20 protein-coding genes are annotated in these 22055 nt (G+C 60.3%); 9 read left to right on the plus strand and 11 right to left on the minus strand.

Features of this window, described 5'->3' with window-relative positions:
• Positions 1-271: 271 nt before the first annotated feature.
• Positions 272-1372, minus strand: coding sequence for a glycine-betaine demethylase subunit GbcB (gbcB, locus tag ACTJLA_RS21285; protein WP_014720237.1), 1101 nt, complete (start codon positions 1370-1372; stop codon positions 272-274).
• A 282-nt stretch (positions 1373-1654) separates the two neighbouring features.
• Here gbcB and gbcA point away from each other — a divergent pair, with 282 nt between their 5' ends.
• Positions 1655-2950: a glycine-betaine demethylase subunit GbcA gene (gene gbcA, locus ACTJLA_RS21290; protein ID WP_089041451.1), complete on the plus strand. Its 1296-nt coding sequence runs from the start codon at positions 1655-1657 to the stop codon at positions 2948-2950.
• Between the two features lie 848 nt (positions 2951-3798).
• Here the strand turns inward: gbcA and etfB are convergent.
• The 6 genes from etfB to ACTJLA_RS21320 all read right to left on the minus strand — a co-directional run bounded on the left by etfB (position 3799) and on the right by ACTJLA_RS21320 (position 11543).
• The gene (etfB, locus tag ACTJLA_RS21295; protein WP_372441717.1) at positions 3799-4575 is read right to left on the minus strand and encodes an electron transfer flavoprotein subunit beta; all 777 of its coding nucleotides are present in this window, start codon (positions 4573-4575) and stop codon (positions 3799-3801) included.
• 4 nt (positions 4576-4579) lie between these two features.
• A complete protein-coding gene (etfA, locus tag ACTJLA_RS21300; protein ID WP_054898202.1) occupies positions 4580-5800 on the minus strand; it encodes an electron transfer flavoprotein subunit alpha in 1221 nt (406 codons plus the stop codon).
• Positions 5800-7743: a dimethylglycine demethylation protein DgcB gene (gene dgcB / locus ACTJLA_RS21305; protein WP_314549080.1), complete on the minus strand. Its 1944-nt coding sequence runs from the start codon at positions 7741-7743 to the stop codon at positions 5800-5802. Before dgcB ends, etfA begins: the two co-directional genes overlap by 1 nt.
• A gap of 137 nt (positions 7744-7880) precedes the next feature.
• Entirely contained in the window at positions 7881-9941 is a 2061-nt protein-coding gene (dgcA, locus tag ACTJLA_RS21310) for an NADH:flavin oxidoreductase (protein ID WP_205548373.1), read from the minus strand.
• Between the two features lie 15 nt (positions 9942-9956).
• Positions 9957-10487 carry a DUF5943 domain-containing protein gene (locus ACTJLA_RS21315; protein ID WP_008033249.1) on the minus strand — a complete coding sequence of 177 codons (531 nt, stop codon included), beginning with the start codon at positions 10485-10487 and terminating at the stop codon, positions 9957-9959.
• Between the two features lie 78 nt (positions 10488-10565).
• A complete protein-coding gene (locus tag ACTJLA_RS21320; RefSeq protein ID WP_032879065.1) occupies positions 10566-11543 on the minus strand; it encodes a dipeptidase in 978 nt (325 codons plus the stop codon).
• 218 nt (positions 11544-11761) lie between these two features.
• Between ACTJLA_RS21320 and ACTJLA_RS21325 the strand changes: the two genes are divergently transcribed.
• From ACTJLA_RS21325 to ACTJLA_RS21335, 3 genes are all read left to right on the plus strand, one after another.
• Positions 11762-12163 carry a lysozyme inhibitor LprI family protein gene (locus tag ACTJLA_RS21325; RefSeq protein WP_014720247.1) on the plus strand — a complete coding sequence of 134 codons (402 nt, stop codon included), beginning with the start codon at positions 11762-11764 and terminating at the stop codon, positions 12161-12163.
• Between the two features lie 74 nt (positions 12164-12237).
• A complete protein-coding gene (locus tag ACTJLA_RS21330; protein WP_054898198.1) occupies positions 12238-12879 on the plus strand; it encodes a hypothetical protein in 642 nt (213 codons plus the stop codon).
• On the plus strand, positions 12876-13292 hold the full coding sequence (locus tag ACTJLA_RS21335; protein ID WP_054898197.1) for a DUF3010 family protein: 417 nt from the start codon (positions 12876-12878) through the stop codon (positions 13290-13292). The genes ACTJLA_RS21330 and ACTJLA_RS21335 overlap by 4 nt, the downstream gene beginning before the upstream one ends.
• A gap of 7 nt (positions 13293-13299) precedes the next feature.
• Here ACTJLA_RS21335 and ACTJLA_RS21340 read toward each other — a convergent pair whose 3' ends face one another.
• The 3 genes from ACTJLA_RS21340 to ACTJLA_RS21350 form a co-directional block, all read right to left on the minus strand.
• Entirely contained in the window at positions 13300-13728 is a 429-nt protein-coding gene (locus ACTJLA_RS21340; protein ID WP_072445575.1) for a hypothetical protein, read from the minus strand.
• A gap of 188 nt (positions 13729-13916) precedes the next feature.
• The gene (locus ACTJLA_RS21345) at positions 13917-15101 is read right to left on the minus strand and encodes a hypothetical protein (RefSeq protein ID WP_314549063.1); all 1185 of its coding nucleotides are present in this window, start codon (positions 15099-15101) and stop codon (positions 13917-13919) included.
• A gap of 68 nt (positions 15102-15169) precedes the next feature.
• On the minus strand, positions 15170-16114 hold the full coding sequence (locus ACTJLA_RS21350; RefSeq protein ID WP_034128886.1) for a GlxA family transcriptional regulator: 945 nt from the start codon (positions 16112-16114) through the stop codon (positions 15170-15172).
• Positions 16115-16308: 194 nt separating this feature from the next.
• Here ACTJLA_RS21350 and ACTJLA_RS21355 point away from each other — a divergent pair, with 194 nt between their 5' ends.
• The 5 genes from ACTJLA_RS21355 to ACTJLA_RS21375 all read left to right on the plus strand — a co-directional run bounded on the left by ACTJLA_RS21355 (position 16309) and on the right by ACTJLA_RS21375 (position 20419).
• A complete protein-coding gene (locus tag ACTJLA_RS21355) occupies positions 16309-17253 on the plus strand; it encodes a choline ABC transporter substrate-binding protein (RefSeq protein ID WP_054922376.1) in 945 nt (314 codons plus the stop codon).
• Between the two features lie 86 nt (positions 17254-17339).
• The gene (locus ACTJLA_RS21360) at positions 17340-18227 is read left to right on the plus strand and encodes a 3-keto-5-aminohexanoate cleavage protein (RefSeq protein WP_034128888.1); all 888 of its coding nucleotides are present in this window, start codon (positions 17340-17342) and stop codon (positions 18225-18227) included.
• Positions 18228-18371: 144 nt separating this feature from the next.
• Positions 18372-19337 (plus strand): L-carnitine dehydrogenase, encoded by a 966-nt coding sequence (locus ACTJLA_RS21365; RefSeq protein ID WP_089041455.1) that lies wholly within the window; start codon positions 18372-18374, stop codon positions 19335-19337.
• A 101-nt stretch (positions 19338-19438) separates the two neighbouring features.
• Positions 19439-19930 (plus strand): thioesterase family protein, encoded by a 492-nt coding sequence (locus ACTJLA_RS21370; protein ID WP_054898191.1) that lies wholly within the window; start codon positions 19439-19441, stop codon positions 19928-19930.
• Between the two features lie 225 nt (positions 19931-20155).
• On the plus strand, positions 20156-20419 hold the full coding sequence (locus tag ACTJLA_RS21375; RefSeq protein WP_034128891.1) for a hypothetical protein: 264 nt from the start codon (positions 20156-20158) through the stop codon (positions 20417-20419).
• 88 nt (positions 20420-20507) lie between these two features.
• Here the strand turns inward: ACTJLA_RS21375 and ACTJLA_RS21380 are convergent, their stop codons facing one another.
• Positions 20508-21611: a GlxA family transcriptional regulator gene (locus tag ACTJLA_RS21380; RefSeq protein ID WP_003194907.1), complete on the minus strand. Its 1104-nt coding sequence runs from the start codon at positions 21609-21611 to the stop codon at positions 20508-20510.
• Positions 21612-22055 lie beyond the last annotated feature (444 nt).

Consider the following 22055-nt stretch of genomic DNA (forward strand, 5'->3'; position numbering starts at 1 on the left):
GTGCCTGCTGCCGGAAAGATCGTTCCCGCGCTCCGCGTGGGAATGCAGCCCGTGACGCTCCGCGTCACCCCTCAACTGCGGCGGGACGCGGAGCGTCCTGGGAGGCGTTACCACGCAGCGCGTGGGAACGAGCATGTGCCTGCTGCCGGAAAGATCGTTCCCGCGCTCCGCGTGGGAATGCAGCCCAGGACGCTCCGCGTCACCCTTCAGTTGCGACGGGACGCGGAGCGTCCTGGGAGGCGTTACCACGCAGAGCGTGGGAACGAGCAGATCAGAACTCGATGCGTACATCACCCTTCGGCACACTGCAGCACGACAGGATATAGCCTTCGGCTTCGTCCTCTTCGGTAATCCCGCCGTTGTGCTCCATCTCTACTTCGCCGCCCAGCTTCATGACCTTGCACGTACCGCAGATGCCCATGCCGCAGGCCTTGGGGATCAGCAGGCCGAGCTTGGCCGCCGCAGCATGCACCGTTTCCCCCGGCGCCACGCGAATGCTCTTGCCGGACGCGATAAATTCCACTTGATGCAGGTCTGCCAGGTCGATCTCCGGCGCATCCGCCGCTTGCTCGGCCTGCTCCACCGCATCGGCACGGGCTTCGGGCGGTGTCGCGCCAAAGGATTCTTCGTGATAACGCGTCATGTCGAAACCGGCAACTTCCAGCAAACGCTTCACCGCGTTCATGTACGGCGTAGGGCCGCAGCAGAACACTTCGCGCTCCAGGAAGTCCGGCACCATCAGCTCCAGCATCTTGTGATTCAGATAGCCGCGATACCCGGCCCAAGGCTCGCCTAGGCCGTGTTTTTCGCAAATCAGGTGCAGGCTGAAGTTGTCGATCCGCGACGCCATGTGCTCCAGCTCGCGGTGATAGATGATGTCCTTGGGCGAGCGGGCGCTGTGGATAAAGGTCATGTCGACGTTCGCATTGGTGTCGTAGAACCAGCGCGCCATGGACATCACCGGCGTGATCCCAACGCCGCCGCTGAGGTAAAGCACTTTCGGGCTCGGGAAGTCGATGGCATTGAACAGCCCGACCGGCCCGTGCACCGCCAGCTCCTGGCCTTCGTGCAAAGTGTCGTGCAGCCAATTGGAGACACGGCCGCCCGGCACACGCTTGATGGTCACCGAAAAGCTGTAAGGCACCGACGGTGAGCTGGAAATCGTGTACGAACGCATGATCGGCTGGCCTTCGATTTCCAGCTCCAGGGTGACGAATTGCCCTGGCTTGAAAAAGAACAGGATCGGCTGATCGGCCATGAAGCAGAAGGTGCGCACATCCCAGGTTTCCTGGATGACTTTGACGCAGCGGACGATGTGCCGACCATTGGCCCAGGTCTGGGTGGTTACCGGATTCAGGAAATTATTGGACATGTTGTTCTCCACCGCCGACGTCGGCCTTGTGGTGGCGATTCTGCGTAACGCGAGAACCACCCATTTACCTATCTGCGACATTCACATACTTACGGCGACCAGCCCCCAAAGACAGGGGCTTGCGCGTCGGGATCAGATTGGGCCATGTCGCCCATGGATAAGGTTCGACGTTACGCCGGGCCCACACTCGCTCCCAACAAAGACGCGTTCTTTACGCCTTGCACAGCACCAACCGTAGCCACTATTCGCCGGCCACACAGAATGGCCATGAGGACACACACGATGGACGTCACCGCAACCTTAAGCTTGGGCGATCCGCTGGAACCCGCACGCAAGGCCACCGCGCAAATGCTGCAAGAGCGCGAGCGCACTTTTTCGCTGCCGCAGCCGTTCTACTCTGATGAGCGGTTGTTTGATATCGACATGCAGGAGATCTTCCAGAAAGAGTGGTTGATCGCCGGCATGACCTGCGAAATCCCCACCAAGGGCAACTACCTGACCCTGCAAGTGGGCAAGAACCCAATCATCGTGATCCGGGGTGCCGACGGCGTGGTGCATGCGTTCCACAACGTCTGCCGCCACCGTGGCTCGCGCTTGTGCACCAGCGACAAGGGCAAGGTCGCCAAATTGGTGTGCCACTACCACCAGTGGACCTACGAGCTGGACGGCCGCCTGCTGTTCGCCGGCACCGAGATGGGCGCCGATTTCGACATGAAGCAGTACGGCCTCAAGCCGGTGAACGTGAAGACTGCTGGCGGCTACATCTTTATCAGCCTGGCCGAAAACCCACCGGCCATCGATGACTTCCTGTCGACGCTCAACCATTACATGGAGCCCTACGACATGGAGAACACCAAGGTGGCGATCCAGACCACCTTGTTCGAAAAAGCCAACTGGAAGCTGGTGCTGGAAAACAACCGTGAGTGCTACCACTGCAACGCCTCGCACCCGGAACTGCTGAAAACCCTGCTGGAATGGGACGACGTCACCGACCCGCGTGCCGACCAGGCGTTCAAGGACCACGTGGCTGCTTCTGCTGCCGCATGGGACGCCGAGAAGATCCCTTACGCCCACGCCAGCTTCGGCCTGCGTAACCGCATCGTGCGCATGCCACTGCTCAAGGGCACTGTGTCGATGACCCTGGACGGCAAGCAGGGCTGCGCCAAACTGATGGGCCGCATCAAGAACCCGGACCTGGGCTCGATGCGCATCCTGCACCTGCCGCACTCCTGGAACCACTGCATGGGCGACCACATCATTGTGTTCACCGTGTGGCCCATCAGCGCCCAGGAAACCATGGTTACCACCAAGTGGATCGTGCACAAGGACGCCGTGGAAGGCGTGGACTACGACGTGGAGCGCATGCGCCAGGTGTGGGATGCCACCAACGACCAGGACCGCCGCCTGGCCGAAGAGAACCAGCGCGGCATCAACTCCACCGCCTACCAGCCAGGCCCTTACTCCAAGACCTATGAGTTTGGCGTGGTGAATTTTGTGGATTGGTACAGCGAGCGGATGCTCAACAACCTGGGCGCGGCGCCAGCGCCTTATCTCAAAGGCGTAGCTGCTCACGAATAACGCTTGTGTGGGAGCGGGCTTGCCCGCGATGGCATTGTGTCTGTCAAAGCCTGTATTGGCTGACAGACCGCTATCGCAGGCAAGCCAGCTCCCACATTTGGACAGGTTAACTGTTCAAAATTCGATCAGCTCCGATGCAACCCTTTACCACCCTGCCCTCCAGCCTTTACCCAACAACTTATCCACAAAGCCACCCACAGCAATTGTGGGCAAGTGCGCCGCGCACGCAAATTAAATCAAGAAAATCCGTGACTTATTCAAACTTGCAGGTTTTATCTTGAGCTGCTCATTTATTGATCAACCCTCCAATAGCCTTGATTAGCGTGGCTTCCAGCGGTAAGCGAACACCTTATCCACAGATGCACCAACAGACTTTGGGGGCAACTTTTTCCGGGTTGTGGAAAAGCCCTTGAAACCCTCATGAATCGGGGATATCGAGCCGTTTAAACGGCGATTAAGCGAGATTTGATCAATTATTGACCAACCCCTCGAAGACCACGCTTTACAAGGCCTGTAGCGGATAGCGAACATCTTATCCACAAAAGCGCCAACAGACTTTGGGGGCAAGTCGAGGCCTAAACCCGGTGAAAACCCGAGCAAAAACCGCAAGTTAGGTTGGTTGTTTTTCGTACAGAGGGCTGCAGAGCTTGATATGCCGGGCTTGTGGACACCCGCGAACAGGTTATCCACAGGCGGATCAACAGGCATTGTGGGTAAGCCCAAGATAAAGCAGGAAAATGTGGAAGCGGGCTTGCCCGCGATTGCAATACGTCAACGGATGCATGGGTTGCTGACCTACCGCTATCGCAGGCAAGCCAGCTCCCACAAGGTTTGGTGGTGGTCAGGGTTCAGCGTACGACGCCCTCTTCTACCAGAAGCTTGAGAATCGCTTGCGCGCCCTCTTCAGCGCTCACGCCCTTGAGCACCTGCCCACCGCCGCCACTGGCCTTGGCCGTTGCGGCCTTCATACGGTCGGCACCACTCTTGGCCTTGATCACCTTGAGGCGCTTTGGCCGTGGCTTGGCCGGTTGCAACAGTGCGCCTGTGAATAACTCGTCGTGTTCAATCTCAACGTCATGGGCGGCCAGTTCACCCCGTTGCGCCGGGCCGTAGGCGCTCTGACGTGGCTTGGGCGCGGCGTTATCCACAGTGGCGAGAAACGGCAGGCGCACCTTCAAGCGCCGTCGCTGGCCGCGAGGCAGCGCCTGCAGCACCAGGGCTACGCCGGCGTCGATGGACTCCACCTGGGCCAGCCCCACAATCAGCGGCCAGCCCAGTTGCTCGGCCAAGAGGAACGGCAGCATTCCCGAACCTTCGCCGGTTTCTGCCTGGCTCCCGGTCAGTACCACCTGAGCACCGGCGTCGCGCAGATACTCACTGAGCACCGGCAAGGCATCCGAGCCGGCCGGTTGTTCCAGTACCTGCAGTTGCGGCAGGCCCATGCCCAGGTAGCTGCGCAGGGTCGGCTCGCTGACATCACCAGCGTGCAGCACCTGCAACTTATCCCCAGCCAGTTGCAGCCCCAGCTCAACCGCGCGCGCATCCTGCTCGGCGCGGCGTGGACGCCCGGAGGTGGGGTGAGCACCGATGGACACCAGGCTGAATACAGTGTTCGTCATGGTCATATCCTCAGGCTGCATCGCGCTTGGCGCCGTTGCGGTAGGTCTCGACCGCCGCGATCAAGGCGTGCAGTATCGCGGCGCTTTCGCCGATCACCGACAGGTCGGCACGCTTGATCATGTCGCACCCTGGGTCGAGGTTGATCGCCACCACCTTGTCGCAGGCACCGATGCCTTGCAGGTGCTGGATCGCCCCGGAAATGCCCACCGCCACGTACACCCGCGCAGTCACCCAGGTGCCGCTGGCGCCGACCTGGCGATCACGCGCCATGAAGCCATCGTCCACTGCCACCCGCGAGGCGCCTTCAGTAGCGCCCAGGGCCGCGGCGGTCTGGTGGAACAGCGCCCAATCCTTCACGCCGTTGCCACCGGAGAAAATGAACTCTGCCTCGGCCATCGGAATCGCTGCCGGATCGACCGCCACCGCGCCGAGGTCTTCGATACGAGGCAAACTGCGCGCCAGGCTTGTGGATAACTCCACGGGCAAGACTTCGTGGCGGGTCTCGCTGACCGGGTCGGCACATTCGGCGGCAGCGAGGATCAGACGGGGCAACGGCCGCGCCAGGTCTTCCTGGCCGGCACCGGCACGGCCGATGCATTCCTCGCCCTTGATCTGCCACACCCGCGTCGCCGGGCGCTCCTTGAGGCTGGCGGCAAAGCGCCGCCCCAGCTCACCACCACCGCTGCGGCTGTCTGGCAGCAACCAGTGGCGCGGGCTGAATTGGTTATCCACAGCGCGCAGGCCCTGCACGCGTTGCTCCGGTGCATAACCCTCGAACTCATGCCCCTCCAGCACCAGCAGCCGGTCGACGCCGGCCGTGGCAAAGGCGCTTTCCTTATGTTCACCGAACACCACTGCCAACACCGCGCCGTCATTACCGGCCAGTTGGCGCGCCAAGCCAAGCAGGTCGCGGTCGTGGCTGCTCAGGCGGCCACCGACCATGTCCGGCACCACGTTGATGTAGAACGCCGGGGTCGGCACTTGATGCAGCGGCAATTGCACTTCCACTGCCGCGGTGCGCTTGGCCGCGCCGCCCTGCTGGGCACCGCTGCGGTCGATGCGCTTGATGCCGTTGGGCCCGATAAAACCGACACCATGCACGTTTTTGCGAATGATGCCGTTGGGCCCCATCCAGCTGTGTTGCACCGGCTGCATCGCCGCGTGCAACGGGTGCAGGCGGTTACGGGCGATCCATTCGGCCCGGGGGTCGCGGCGGATAATATCGCTCATTAGTGCACCTCCGCAGGTTCACGCTTGACGGGGGCTTTGGCCGGCGCGGCGTCTTCAAGCAACGCGTCGGCTACCAGTTCGGCGATGTCCTTGATCAACGGGCGCGGTTCGACCACGCCTTCAAGCATCGCCGTGCATTGCGGGCAACCCACGGCCACCAGTTCGGCACCTGTCTCGCGTATGTCGTCCATACGCATATCGGGGATACGTTGCTTGCCGGGGATGTCAGTGATCGGCGCACCGCCACCGCCACCGCAGCAGCGTGAACGGAAGCCCGAGCGTTGCATTTCCTTGACCTCGATACCCAAAGCCCGCAGCACTTGGCGCGGCGCCTCGTATTCGCCGTTGTAGCGGCCCAGGTAGCACGGGTCGTGGTAGGTCACGCTGTTGCCTTTGTGCTGGCCCAGGTTCAGCGCGCCCTCGCCGATCAGCTCGGCCATGAAGGTGCTGTGGTGCTGCACGCGGTAGTTGCCGTTGAAGGCGCCGTATTCGTTTTTCAGCACATGGAAGCTGTGCGGATCGCAGGTGACGATGCGCTTGAAGCTGTACTTGGCCAGGGTCTGGATATTGCGCGTGGCCAGCAACTGGAATGTCGCTTCGTCACCGAGGCGCCGCGCCACGTCGCCGCTGTCGCGTTCTTCCAGGCCGAGCACGGCGAAATCGACCTTGGCGGCCTTGAGCACTTTGACGAAAGCGCGCAGGGTACGCTGGTTACGCATGTCGAAGGCGCCATCGCCGACCCAGAACAGCACATCGCAACTGCCTTTGTCGCTGAGCAACGGCAGGTTCAGGTCTGCCGCCCAGTTCAGGCGCCCACCGGGGGCAAACCCGCCGGGGTTGTCGGTAGCGATCAGGTTTTCCAGGACTTCAGCGCCCTTGTTCGGCGTGGCGCCTTTTTCCAGGGTGAGGTGGCGGCGCATGTCGACGATAGCGTCCACATGCTCGATCATCATCGGGCACTCTTCCACGCAAGCGCGGCAGGTGGTGCACGACCACAGGGTCTCGGCGCCCACCAGGCCGTTGACGATCGGCTGGTGCGGGTTGCCGCCGTGTTCGCCCACCGGTTTCCCGGGGTACGGGCTGCCGGCAAACTTGGCATCGGTGCCACCGGCCAAACCGACCACCATGTCCTGAATGAGTTTTTTCGGGTTCAGTGGCTGGCCCGCGGCAAACGCCGGGCACGCCGCTTCGCACTTGCCGCACTGCACGCAGGCGTCGAAGCCGAGCAGTTGGTTCCAGGTGAAGTCCTTGGGTTTTTCCACGCCCAGCGGTGCGGTTTTATCGCTCAGGTCCAAGGGTTTCAAACCGGTGGAGCGGCCGCCGCCAAAGCGTTCGGCGCGACGGTGCCAGGCCAGGTGCAGGGCTCCGGCAAACGCGTGTTTCATTGGCCCGCCCCAAGTCATGCCGAAGAACATTTCGGACACGCCCCACAACACGCCCACGCTCAGCAATGCCGCGAGCAGCCAGCCGCCGAAATCGGCGGGCAGAATCCCGGCCACCGGCAAGGTCACCAGGAAGAAGCTCACCGAGAAGGCCATCAGGCTTTTCGGCAGGCGCATCCACGGGCCTTTCGACAGGCGAGCAGGCGGATTGCGGCGGCGCAGGTACATGAAGATCGCGCCGACAAACATCAATGTCGACGCCAGCAGCAGGGCATAACCAAGAATGCGGCTCTGCAGGCCGAAACCGTGCACCACAATCGCCAGCAGCGCCGACAGCACAAAGCCCAGCGCCGTCGCTACGTGGGTGTTGGCGATGTATTTGTCACGGGCGACCACGTGGTGCAGGTCGACCATGTAACGCTTGGGCATGGCCAAGAGGCCACCCAGCAGGTCGACTTTGGACGCGCGGCCACGGCGCCACATGTTCACCCGGCGCAAGGCGCCGAGGACGGCGAGGCCCAGGGCGGCAAACAAGAGAATAGGCAGCAAGGTATTCAACATGGTGAAGCTCCCACGAAGATCGTTCCCACGCTCTGCGTGGGAATGCATCCTGTGACGCTCTGCGTCACGACCTTAAAAGCAGACGCGGAGCGTCCAGGGCGGCATTCCCACGCAGAGCGTGGGAACGATCAGGTGCGTCAGAAATCCTTGCACAAGCGCAGGGCGTCATAGATGGCGGCGTGGGTATTGCGCTGGGCCACACAGTCACCAATGCGGAACAGCAAGTACCCCTCGCCCGCCTCGCTCAGGCATGGCTGCGGCTTGATCGCAAACAGCGCTTCAACGTCGATCTGGCCCTTGTTGCGCGAACCTTCCTTGAGCCCGTAGTAAATGGCCTCGTCCGGACGCACGCCGTTCTCCACCACGACCTGGTCGACCACCCGCTCCTCTTTGGCGCCGGTGTATTCGTTCTCCAGCACGGCCACCAGCTTGTCGCCCTCGCGGTAGACCTTTTCCAGCATCATGTCGCCGGTCATGATCACTTCCTTGGGGTACATGCTGCGGTAGTACGTGGGGAACGACGTACCGCCGATTGCCACGCCCGGCTTGATGTCGTCGGTGACGATCTCCACCTGGCTGCCTTTGTCGGCCAGGAAGTCGGCCACCGACATCCCGGTGAATTCACAGATGGTGTCGTACACCAGCACGTTCTTGCCAGGCAGCACCTTGCCGTCGAGCACGTCCCAACTGCTCACTACCAAGCCTTCGGCGGCGCCCCAGTGTTCGTTCTGCTCGATGAACGGGTGCCCGCCCACCGCCAGCACCACCACGTCCGGACGCACGTCCAGGATGGTCTCGGCATCGGCTGCAACACCCAGGCGCAGGTCGACTTTCAAACGCGCCAGCTCCAATTGATACCAACGGGTGATACCGGCGATCTGGTCACGCTGCGGCGCTTTCGATGCCGTGGTGATTTGCCCGCCGATAAACTCCTTTTTCTCGAACAGCGTCACGTCGTGGCCACGTTCAGCCGCCACGCGCGCGGCTTCCATCCCGGCCGGGCCGGCCCCCACCACAACCACCTTGCGCTTGGGCCCGGTGGACTTCTCGATGATGTGCGGCACCCCCAGGTATTCACGGGAGGTCGCAGCGTTCTGGATGCACAGCACATCCAGGCCCTGGTACTGGCGGTCGATGCAGTAGTTGGCGCCCACGCACTGCTTGATCTGGTCGATCTGGCCCATCTTTATCTTGGCGATCAGGTGCGGGTCGGCGATGTGCGCACGGGTCATGCCGACCATGTCCACATAGCCGCCTTCCAGAATACGCGTGGCCTGGTTCGGGTCCTTGATGTTCTGCGCGTGCAGCACCGGAACCTTGACCACTTCCTTGATGCCGGCCGCCAGGTGCAGGAACGGCTCCGGCGGGTAGCTCATGTTCGGGATGACGTTGGCCAGGGTGTTGTGGGTGTCGCAACCCGAGCCCACCACGCCGATGAAATCGAGCATGCCGGTGTCATCGTAGTACTTGGCGATTTGCTTCATGTCCTCGTGGGACAAGCCGTCCGGGTGGAATTCGTCACCGCACAGGCGCATGCCCACACAGAAGTCATCCCCCACTTCGGCACGCACGGCCTTCAACACTTCCAGGCCGAACTTCATGCGGCCCTCGAAGCTGCCGCCCCACTCGTCGGTACGCTTGTTGACCCGCGGGCTCCAGAACTGGTCGATCATGTGCTGGTGCACGGCCGACAATTCCACCCCGTCCAGGCCACCGGCCTTGGCCCGACGCGCAGCCTGGGCGTAGTTGCCGATCACACGCCAGATTTCTTCCGGCTCGATGGTCTTGCAGGTGGCACGGTGCACCGGCTCACGCACACCGGACGGCGACATCAGGGTCGGCCAGTTGAAGCCGTCCCAACGCGAGCGCCGGCCCATGTGGGTAATCTGGATCATGATCTTGGCGCCATGCTTGTGCATGGCATCGGCCAGATTCTGGAAGTGCGGGATGATGCGGTCGGTGGACAGGTTCACCGACGCCCACCATTCCTGCGGGCTGTCGATGGCCACCACGGAGGAGCCACCGCAGATCGCCAGGCCAATACCGCCCTTGGCTTTCTCTTCGTAGTACTTCACATAGCGGTCGGTGGTCATGCCGCCGTCGGTGGCATACACCTCGGCATGCGCAGTGCTGAGCACCCGGTTGCGGATGGTCAGTTTGCCGATCTGGATCGGCTGGAACATTGCTTCGAAAGCCATGGCACGGTCCTCGGCTTACAACGGTTTGACGGTGAACAAACCATCATCGTGGCCCTCTTCGGAGCCTCCGTAGACTTGTTCGGCGACAGTGCGGATCTTGCTGCCACGCGCTTGAAGGATCTGGTCCATGGCGCCGGCAAACCAGCCGGTGAACATGTAGTCCACTTTGCGTCCGACCTTGCCGTAGACATACACAAAAGCTGAATGCTCAAGCTTGACGCTGGCGGTGCCTTTATCCAGGTCGATGTCCTGGATCTTGAACAGGCCCCAGCCGCGTTGCGACAGGCGCTTCATGTAGTGCTCGAACACCGCGACGCCTTCCAGGCCGTGGCATTCAGCTTCTTTTTCACACCAGTGCCAGGCGGACTTGTAGCCGGCCTTGTAAAGGATCTCGGCGTAGGCATCAGCGCCCAGCACTTCTTCGATACCCATGTGGTTGTTGACGAAGAAATGACGCGGCACGTACAGCATCGGCAGGGCGTCGGAGGTCCAGACACCGGTTTCGCTGTCGACTTCAATTGGCAATTGCGGGGCGATCTTGGCCATGGAAACTTAACTCCAGAAAATTCGTTTTGATGCCCGCCACGCGGATGGCGGCGGGTGAAGGATTAAGCGAGCAGTGGCTTATTCGCCCCAGACGTCCTTGAGCACGTTGACCCAGTTCTCGCCCATGATCTTGCGCACCACACGCTCGCTGTGGCCGCGCTTGAGCAGGGTCTCGGTGAGGTTGGGGAACTCACCCACGGTGCGGATGCCCAGCGGGTTGATGATCTTGCCGAAGCTGGTCAGGCGGCGGGCGTAGCCCTTGTCATGGGTGAGCATTTCGAAGAAATCCTGACCATGGCCCTGGGTGAAGTCGGTGCCGATGCCGATGGCGTCTTCGCCGACGATGTTCATGGTGTATTCGATGGCTTCGGCGTAGTCGTCGATAGTCGAGTCGATGCCCTTGGCCAGGAACGGCGCGAACATGGTCACGCCGACAAAACCGCCATGGTCGGCGATGAACTTCAGCTCTTCATCGGACTTGTTGCGCGGGTGCTCTTTAAGCCCGGACGGTAGGCAGTGGGAGTAGCACACCGGCTTTTTCGATTCGAGGATGACCTCTTCGCTGGTCTTGGAGCCCACGTGGGACAGGTCGCACATAATGCCGACGCGGTTCATCTCGGCGACGATCTCACGCCCGAAACCCGACAGGCCGCCATCACGCTCGTAGCAGCCGGTGCCCACCAGGTTCTGGGTGTTGTAGCACATCTGCACCACCCCCACGCCGAGCTGCTTGAAGATCTCGACATAGCCGAGCTGGTCCTCAAAGGCATGGGCATTCTGGAAGCCGAAGATGATGCCGGTCTTGCCCTGCTCCTTGGCGCGGCGGATGTCGGCGGTGGTTTTCACCGGGATCACCAGGTCGCTGTTCTCACGGATCAGGGTCTGGCTGGCGACAATGTTATTGATCGTGGCCTGGAAGCCTTCCCACACCGACACCGTGCAGTTGGCGGCGGTGAGGCCACCTTTGCGCATGTCTTCGAACAGGTCGCGGTTCCACTTGGCAATAATCAGACCGTCGATAACGATGCTGTCGGCGTGCAACTCGGCTGGGCTCATCAGGCGTCCCCTTATTGGCGATTCATGCGCCGAATCGTCTGCCGGCGCTTTGGGGCCAGCATATGCCCAGGGACCGACGGAGCCGGGTGCAAAAACGACAGGGGAATTGCCGAAAGCGTCAATCCGCGACAAAGCCTGCGAAGACAGGCCCCACGGTCGGCTGTTCTTTGTCTTACGCTTGAGCCAGAATTGCGCATCACGTGATATGAGACGGCGCAATGAAATCGATTTTCCTGGCTTTGGCACTCATCGCAACCACCGCCCACGCGGCCGAAGACACCGACAGCACGCCGTGCGACGGTATCGAGAACGACCAGCAAACCTTGGAATGCGCCACCTACAACAAGACCACCGCCGAGCAATTGCTCAAAGATAACTATCAGGGGTTGCTGGAGCGCATGGGTTCGACCTACGGCAGCGACAAGACCAAACTGGCGGACATTACCGCCCGTCTGAAGGATGCGCAGCAGAAGTGGGAAAAACTGCGCGACGCCGATTGTGCAGTGGACACCTTCCCGGCAGTGACCGGCACCAAGGCCTATGCGATTGCGCACAACGACTGCCTGGCGCGCATGAGTGATGAGCGGTCGGAGTTTCTGGAGTCGATTGGCCAAGAATAGTAACTATATTCCTACAATAGAAGCGTCCCACTGTCGCTTTTCGCTACCTGACGCTGATTTAAGGAATTTTCGGCATGCAATGGCTTCCATCCCCACCCACCGACAATATTTATAAGTTGCTTGCTGTATTTGGTTTATGGCTAATTGCAGGTGCGCTGACACTGGTGTCTATTTTTTCTTATCTGGACTACAGATTCCAAAAAGAAACACGCGAGGAAAGCCACCATTCGCAAACGGAGCAAATGGTAAACGACTTCACTAAACGCATTGAAGCACTTGAGAAAGGCACACCGGAGCTGCATAAAATCGCAGATCTGCCGGAGTCATTCAACAACGACGTCACCTTCCTGAAGAACAGCCTCGCTATACAAGAAAGAAAACTTTCTACATACAAAGAACGAGAGAAAGATAACCTCGACACGTTCATGGACTATCTGCTCGTCCACGAAAAAGAGTTTTATATTTTCATCGGTCTGTACGCGACGCTCACGTCACTGTGCACGGTGATAGGTTTTAGCCGCTGGTTTCAGAAAATACAAAAGCCCGGCGAAGTACTGAATGAGCTAGATATTAAAATCAAAGAAGCAAGCTTATTGAAACTTAAGATAGAAATTTCCCAACTTCAACCAATGAGCAAGACAATAGAGCAGCTCTTTGAATTGCATTTCAATAAGCCCTTTCCTGAAGCCTCTCCCTCGCAAAGGACCCGCTCATGACCATCTGCGGCATCGAAATCAAAGGCAGCGAAGCCATCATCGCCGTCGCCTCCCTGGACAACCAGACGCTGACCCACGTCGCCCTGGCCACCAAGAAAATCGCCCTCGACGATGACGACGAAGCGGCCAACGTAAAAGCTTTCGCCGCCCAGGTGAAGGCGTTCGTTCAAGCCAACGGCATCACGCGCATTGCCATCAAGAAACGCAGTAAAAAAGGCGAGTTCGCCGGTGGCCCGACGACGTTCAAGATCGAAGGGGTGTTTCAGTTGCTGGATGGGGTGGAGGTGACGCTGCTGTCGCCGCAGACCATCAATGCGCAAAACAAGAAGCACAGCTTTGATCTGCCGACGACGTTGAACAAGTATCAGCATGAAGCTTATAAAACAGCCTGCTCAACCCTGATGAAAAAGTAATTACCCATCAGCTTTTGACGCAGTGTTCCAAGCCGTGACCACCGCCTTCGTATTCAGGCGTGTAGTAGTACTTAACGAAAGACACTTTGCCCTCCGGGGTTGACGTCATTTGTGCGACCCCCACGCCGAAGTCTTTCAAGACAGGGTCGGTGTGAGCAAAATAAACGCCCAGCGCGTCCGAAGTCCCGGCGGCCATTCCGTCATAACGGGACTTGTCTTCCAAGGTCAAGGTGAAGGTGTAGGCGGCGTACTTGCCAGTACTTTGCTTGGCGTCGAGTGCCATATCAACAACACCCTTATAGCTGCCTATATGTTTATCCTGGCCGGTACATTCATAGCGCCCGCTGTAGTCGGCTCCGGTGAAAGGTGCAGACGCCTGGGCTGCCCACGCCGGGGTGGTCGCGAACGCGATGACAGTAACTAGTTTTCTAAGCATGCCAACCTCTTCTGGTTAAGTAGTGACTTCCTGGCCTGCGTGCTTCATTTCAAAAGCATTTGGTCAAGAGCCATTTCTAAGACCCATAGGACGTTAGCAGTCCTTGGCTATAAGTCTCCGTTAGCGATGAAAAAAAGAAACTTCCTACACCTTCCATGATTCCCTTATAAACTGCGCTACATCGGGTTTCACTCGTTAGTCGGTATGCAGGTTTTGTGCAGCAGCCAATCCCCGAACGACTTGTCTTCCAGGGCATACCCTCCCCGGCTCGACTTCCATACCAATTCCTTGTCGCGCAGGGCATCGATACAGGCCTGAATGGTCTGGGTCCCGGGCACCACATCGCTGCGCATAACCTCCAATGCCTTGCTGACTGCGGTAATCGTGCTGTCGGTAAACGGCGCAAATGGCTCATTGCTTTGCGAACGCACCACCATCACCTGCAACACCGCACGCTGCGGGATGGTCAGGGCGTTCCAGGCGCTTTCGAACTCGGTCCATACACCCGCGCGCAGCAGTTCTGCGCGACTGTGCAGCAGTTGGCCAAGATTGCTCGCCTCGCCCAGCTCCAATGCGACTTCACCGATGATCGTGCGCAACATCTCGGGACGCCGACCTACCAGCTCAAACGCCTCATCAATGTCAGCCGCGTTGAATTGGTTGTTCTTGGCCAGGTGCGCGTTGAGGTGCACGGTGTAGGCCTGGGTGAACGCTTTGCCCAGCAGCGGAAACGGCGTGATGCTGGAACCGAAGAATGGCTGGCTTTTACCCAATACCAAATGGGCGAGTTTGTCGCGATTGGAGCCGGTAAACACCAAGCGCAAACCGCTGCCCTCCTCGTCACGGCCTTGGTTGAGCTGATCCCGGGCAGCCTTCAACGCGAACATCGCATTGATACCTGACTCGGTGGTTAATGCGTGCTGTGCTTCGTCAATCACCAGTACAACGGGTTTTTCTGCAGCCCTATGGAGCAATTCCAACGCTTGGGTCAGCGTCGCACCGACAGGCAATCGTGGCTTGGTAAAGTCCCAGGAAAGCGTACGCAGAAAGCTTAGTTTCTCGATGCCAATGCTCTTTGCCAGTTTGCGAATGCCCTTTTCAAACGGCACCAACGCCCCCGCAATGGCACCTGCGATCAGCTTGGCGGGGTCTTTTTCCTTGTCGGCCCACAGGTCGACATACACCGCCAGCCAGCCCCGCAGCTGACATTCCGGAATCAGGTCTTCGCGCAAAAAAGTGCTTTTGCCCGTGCGTCGGGGCGCCGCGAGAAACAGGCCGGAGGTGAAATCCTGAATACCGGCCCCCACCAGGCCATCGGCAATACTGCTTGCCAGGGTGGGGCGGCGAAACACAAAGCCGCTGTGCTTGGACATGGTTTTATACTCAATTATCTAAATGACTATAAATTATAGCTAAGAGTATAATTGACTATAATTGTCCGTCAAACCACCTCCCGCCGCCGATCCTCCCGCGGGCATTTGGCAAACCTTGCGCGATAGCTCCTGGTGAAATACGACGGTGACTCAAACCCGCACGCGATACTCACTTCCAGCACGCTCATGTCGCTCTGGCGCAGCAGTTTGCGGGCTTTTTCCAGGCGCAGGCCCAGGTAGAAATTGCTCGGCGTATCGTTCAGGTGCAGGCGAAACAGCCGCTCCAGTTGGCGCCGGGTGACCTTGATCGTTTCGGCCAGGGCCAAGGTGCTCAGGGGCGGTTCGGTGTGCTGTTCCATTTCGCCGATCACGTGCACCAGTTTCTTGTTATTGATGCCGTAGCGCGTGGCGATCTGCATGCGCTGGTGGTCCTTGCGCGGGCGGATGCGGCCGAGTACGAATTGCTCGGAAACCTGGATCGCCAGTGCCGGGCCGTGGGCCTGGGCGATGAGATCGAGCATCAAGTCGATGGACGCGGTGCCGCCGGCGCAGGTGATGCGGCGCCGGTCGATTTCGAACAGTTCCTGGGTCACGCTCAGGTGCGGATAGGCCTCCTTGAAGGCGTCGATGGCTTCCCAGTGCAAGGTCAGGCGGTGGCCGTCAAGCAGGCCCGCCTCGGCCAGCACGCAGGCGCCGGTGTCGATGGCACCGAGGGTCACACCCTCATGGTCGAGGCGGCGCAGCCAATGCTCCAGGGCGGGCGTGGCGAACTGCAGGGGTTCGAAGCCGGCCACCACCAGTAAGGTCGCGCCTTTTTTCAACGGTTCCAGCGCGGCATCGGCGTTGACCGACATGCCGTTGCTCGCCAGTACCGCGCCGCCATCGGCACTCAAGATGTGCCAGCGGTACAGCTCGCCGCGAAAGCGATTGGCCACGCGCAACGGTTCCAGCGCGGAGATAAAACCGAGGGCCGAGAACCCCGGCATCAGCAAGAAATAGACATCCTGGGACATGGTGGCGCTCTCGTCATACGGGCAGCGTGATCACTGTGATACGCCAGTTCAACCGGCCATTCAAGAGCCCAGGTCGCTGCAGTGCAAGAGTGGGTCGCCGCCGTGCGCTTTGCGGGGCGCCAAGCTGCGTAACGTGATCCCACGGCGCACAAAGACGCCGGCTCCCACAATAACGACTGCCGAGGGCTCCACCCATGAACCGACTGATCAGCCGCTGCGTACTTGCACTCAGCGCCAGCGCCATTTTGAGCACTAACGCCCTGGCAGCGGATGCCGCTTCATGCCAGAACGTACGCATGGGCGTGGTCAACTGGACCGACGTCATCGCCACCAGCGCCATGGCCCAGGTGCTGCTCGATGGCCTCGGCTACAAGACCAAACAAACCAGCGCCTCGCAGCAAATCATCTTTGCCGGCATCCGCGACCAGCGCCTGGACCTGTTTCTGGGTTACTGGAACCCGCTGATGACCCAGACCATCACGCCGTTCGTCGACGCCAAGCAAGTCAAGGTCCTCGAAAAACCCAGCCTGGAAGACGCCCGCGCCACCCTGGCGGTGCCGACTTATCTGGCCGACAAGGGCCTGAAAACCTTTGCTGACATCGCCAGGTTCGAAAAAGAGCTGGGCGGCAAGATTTATGGCATCGAGCCGGGCTCGGGGGCCAATACGCAGATCAAGGCGATGATCGCCAACAACCAGTTCGGCCTGGGCAAGTTCCAGTTGGTGGAGTCCAGCGAAGCCGGCATGTTGGCGGCCGTAGACCGTGCCGTGCGCCGCAAGGAAGCCGTGGTGTTCTTTGGTTGGGCACCGCACCCGATGAACGTCAATGTGGCGATGACTTACCTCACCGGCAGCGAAGACGCCCTGGGCCCGAACGAAGGCATGGCCACCGTGTGGACCGTGACCGCGCCGGCCTACGCCGAGCAGTGCCCCAACGTGCATAAGCTGCTGACCAACCTGACGTTCACCGCCGCCGACGAAAGCCGCATGATGCAACCGCTGCTGGACCACAAGGATGCCATCGAATCCGCCAAGCAGTGGCTCAAGGATCACCCGCAAGACCAGGCGCGCTGGCTGGAGGGTGTCACCACCTTCGACGGCAAACCGGCTGCCGCCAACCTGCAATTGACCACGAAATAACCCATCCAGATCACCGCTTCGCAACCCCTGAAGGTTGCGAACGGCGCCCTGCGCCTTGAAATCACCCGCCTGTAAGGAACCGCCCCATGAACCACGACGTCATCATCACCTGCGCACTCACCGGTGCTGGCGACACGACCGCCAGAAGCCCCCACGTGCCGGTCACTCCCAAGCAAATCGCCGCCGCTGCCGTGGAGGCCGCCAAGGCCGGCGCCACGGTCGTGCATTGCCACGTACGCGACCCCGAGACCGGCAAGTTCAGTCGCGACGTCGCGCTGTACCGCGAAGTGATGGAGCGCATCCGCGAGGCCGACATCGACATCATCGTCAACCTCACCGCCGGCATGGGTGGCGACCTGGAGATCGGTGGCGGCGAGAATCCCATGGAGTTCGGGCCCAATACCGACCTGGTGGGCCCGCTGACCCGCCTGGCCCACGTCGAAGAACTACTGCCGGAAATCTGCACCCTGGACTGCGGCACGCTGAACTTCGGCGATGGCGACACCATTTACGTGTCCACCCCGGCGCAGCTGCGTGCCGGCGCCAAACGTATCCAGGAACTGGGCGTAAAGGCCGAGCTGGAAATTTTCGACACCGGCCACCTGTGGTTCGCCAAGCAGATGATCAAGGAAGGGCTGCTGGATAACCCGCTGTTCCAACTGTGCCTGGGCATTCCCTGGGGGGCACCGGCCGACACCACCACCATGAAAGCCATGGTCGATAACCTGCCCGCCGACGCGGTGTGGGCCGGCTTCGGCATTGGCCGCATGCAAATGCCAATGGCCGCGCAGGCGGTGCTGCTGGGCGGCAACGTACGGGTGGGCCTGGAAGACAACCTGTGGCTGGACAAAGGCGTGCTCGCCACCAATGGGCAGTTGGTGGAGCGCGCCAGTGAAATTCTCAGCCGGTTAGGCGCGAGGGTCCTGACCCCAGCCGAAGGCCGCATCAAGATGGGCCTGACCCAACGCGGCTAACACAGACACCACCACTCCTGTGGGAGCCGGGCTTGCCCGCGATGAGGCCAGTAAATCTGCCACATCTTTGTAGCCTNTGCAATGCCGCCATCGCGGGCAAGCCCGGCTCCCACAAAGGATCATCGAACACTTTAGGAATATGCCATGCGCTTTATCACCGAAATCAAAACCTTTGCTGCGTTGGGCAGCGGTGTCATCGGCAGCGGTTGGGTGTCCCGTGCCCTTGCCCATGGTCTGGATGTGGTGGCCTGGGACCCCGCGCCCGGTGCCGAGGCGGCCTTGCGCAAACGCGTCGCCAACGCCTGGCCAGCCCTTGAACAACAGGGCCTGGCGGCAGGTGCCTCCCAGGACCGCCTGCGCTTTGTCACTACCATCGAAGACTGCGTAAAAGACGCCGACTTCATCCAGGAAAGCGCCCCAGAACGCCTGGAGCTGAAGCTGCAATTGCACCGCCAGATCAGCGCCGCGGCCAAGCCGAACGCATTGATCGGCTCCAGCACCTCAGGGCTATTGCCCAGCGAATTCTATGAAAGCTCTACCCACCCGGAACGCTGCGTGGTCGGCCACCCCTTCAACCCGGTCTACCTGTTGCCACTGGTAGAAGTGGTGGGCGGCAAAAACACCGCGCCAGAGGCAATCCAGGCGGCGATCTCGGTGTATGAATCCCTGGGCATGCGTCCTTTGCATGTGCGCAAGGAAGTGCCGGGGTTTATTGCCGACCGCCTACTGGAAGCGCTGTGGCGTGAGGCGCTGCACCTGGTCAATGACGGGGTGGCGACCACCGGCGAAATCGACGACGCCATTCGTTTTGGTGCCGGGTTGCGCTGGTCGTTCATGGGCACTTTCCTCACTTACACACTGGCGGGCGGCGACGCCGGTATGCGCCACTTCATGGCACAGTTCGGCCCGGCGTTGCAGCTGCCGTGGACTTATCTACCGGCGCCTGAATTGACTGAAAAGCTGATTGATGATGTGGTCGATGGCACCGCTGAGCAGTTGGGTAACCACAGCATCTCGGCGCTGGAGCGCTATCGTGATGACTGCCTGCTGGCGGTGCTGGAAGCCGTAAAAACAACCAAGGCCAAGCACGGCATGAACTTCGCCGAATAACCCTGTGGGAGCTGGCTTGCCTGCGATGGCGGTGTTGGCCTCACCATTGCTATCGCAGGCCGGCCAGCACATTTGACCGCACACTGAATTGGATTCATGCCATGCCCGCACTGACCACCTACACCACGAAAATCCTGCCCGACTGGGTCGACTACAACGGCCATCTGCGTGACGCGTTCTATCTGCTGATCTTCAGCTACGCCACCGATGCGCTGATGGACACCCTGGGGCTGGACAGCGAAAACCGCGAAGCCAGTGGCCACTCGCTGTTCACCCTGGAGCTGCACCTGAACTACTTGCATGAGGTGAAGCTCGGGGCCGAGGTTGAGGTGCATACCCAACTGATCGCCCATGACGCCAAGCGCCTGCACCTTTATCACAGCCTGCACCGGGTGGGAGACGACAAGGAACTGGCCGGCAATGAACAGATGCTGATGCACGTCGACCTGGCCGGGCCGCAGGCCACGCTGTTCACCGAGGCCACGCTGCAACGGCTTGCCGCGATCAGCGCTGCCCAGGCCGAGCTGCCAAGGCCTGCCCTGCTTGGCCGTGTCATCGGTTTACCGGCAAAAAAAGCCCCGAGCCAGCCGTGACTGGATCGGGGCAGAGGGGCCTTGTGTGAGCTGTGCATCTGGAGGGTGACCAAACCGTCAAGCTGCGTGCCTGGGTTCAGTGTGCCTATTAACCGTATTGCCAAGTGACCCGAAAACGACCTGTTCATAGCCATCCAAGCCATCGCTCGATTCTGCTCTTGCCCACCCAGCAAGGGCCTACCAGAATCCAGGTCAATCCCTGTTCCCTACACCAGGATAAACGTCATGATGCACGCGGATTTGATTGATCAGGATGACCTGCTGAGCCAACTGCGCTCACTGGGTTTTGAAGTGTCCAGCGGCGCCAGCGCCGAGCAGGCGTGTGAATGTGCAGTGCGCGGTTTGAGCGAAGCGCGGGCCAAGGCGCTCAAGGGAATGGTGGAGCAAATGTACACCGGCAAGGCGACCATTTTGCCGGCCGTGCGCCAGGCGATCGACAAGCAGTTGTTGCCGGCGCTGATGCAATTCAAACAGAACTCCGGCGCCTGAAAATACCGCTATCGCAGGCAAGCCAGCGCCCACAGGAGAACGCATTCCAAGGTGGCAGCTGGCTTGCCTGCGATGCAGACGACTCGGTTTAGAGCCTTACACTGGCAAACGTCGACTCGTTCCTGGCCTGGCTCAACGCCGACATCGGCCCCGACAACGGTGACAACACCAGTGCCGGCGGAATCGGCATCATCGCCACTTGCTGGGTGGTGTTGGAGCCTACGCGTTCATCCCGCGGCGGAATGCCGAAGTATTCGCGGTAGCACTTGGAAAAGTGCGGCGTAGACACAAACCCGCACACCGACGCGACCTCGATGATCGACATCGGCGTTTGCTTGAGCAACTGCCGCGCACGAATCAGGCGCAGCTTGAGGTAGTAGCGCGACGGCGAGCAGTGCAGGTATTTCTGGAACAGCCGCTCCAACTGCCGGCGCGACACGGCGACATACACCGCCAGTTCGTCCAGGTCGATTGGCTCTTCGAGGTTGGCTTCCATCAGCGCGACGATTTCCTGCAGCTTCGGCTGGTTGGTGCCAAGCATGTGCTTGAGCGGCACACGCTGGTGATCCTGTTCGTTGCGGATGCGTTCGTACACGAACATCTCGGAGATGGCGGCCGACAATTCACGGCCGTGGTCGCGGCTGATCAGGTGCAACATCATGTCCAGGGGCGCGGTACCACCGGAGCTGGTGAAGCGGTTGCGGTCGAGGGTGAACAGGCGCGTGCTCATGGCCACCCGCGGGAAGGCTTCCTGCATCGACGCCAGGCATTCCCAGTGCACGCTGCAATCAAAGCCGTCGAGCAAGCCGGCGCAGGCCAGGGCCCAACTGCCGGTGCACACTGCGCCGAGGCGACGAGACTGGCGTGCCTGGCTTTGCAGCCACGACACATGTTCACGGGTGACGGTGCGCTGGATACCCACGCCGCCGCACACGATGACCGTGTCCAGCACGGGTGCTTTGTGCATGGAGGCATCGGGTGTGATTTGCAGGCCATCGCTGGCCCACACCTGGTTGCCGTCGACACTCAGGGTTGTCCAGCGATACAGCTCGCGGCCGGACAGCTGGTTGGCCATGCGCAGTGGCTCCACGGCTGACGCCAGGGAAATCAGCGTGAAATTGTCCAGCAGCAAAAAGCCGATGGATTGAGGCGCACGGTTCTGGGGTTGGGCCCCGGAGTTGGTCGACGTCATCGCGGTATCTCCTCACATCACACAAAGCGGGTGGCGGCCTCAGGCGAGGCTCTTGTTATTGCGCTCGTCCTGAAAAGGAGAGGCTTTGTAATTGATAGAGCAAATGCCATGCCTAAAATTGAATGGCTATTCAAGAACTCCTGAAAACGACCTGTTTATGCGTCTATATGAGCCCACGCGTGAAGTGCGGGATATGACGCATAACGGGCGGGGTTCAAGGGGGGTGAGCAGATCGGTAGCACTTGTGGGAAGGCGCTTTGCGGGCGTAGGAGGAGTCTGTCACCCAAAGCACATCAGGCGTGTGATCGTGTAGGAATTCGTTCGGAAGCTACTTATCTATTTGCGACGCGCTAAAAGGTGGCGATTTTGGCTGGGGTGTTCACTTTGTGAGCAATGATGCTCCTCTGTTCAGCTCGTTCCCACGCTCTGCGTGGGCATGCATCC

This window comes from Pseudomonas sp. 22072, from assembly GCF_052046095.1.
Lineage (GTDB): Bacteria > Pseudomonadota > Gammaproteobacteria > Pseudomonadales > Pseudomonadaceae > Aquipseudomonas > Aquipseudomonas paracarnis.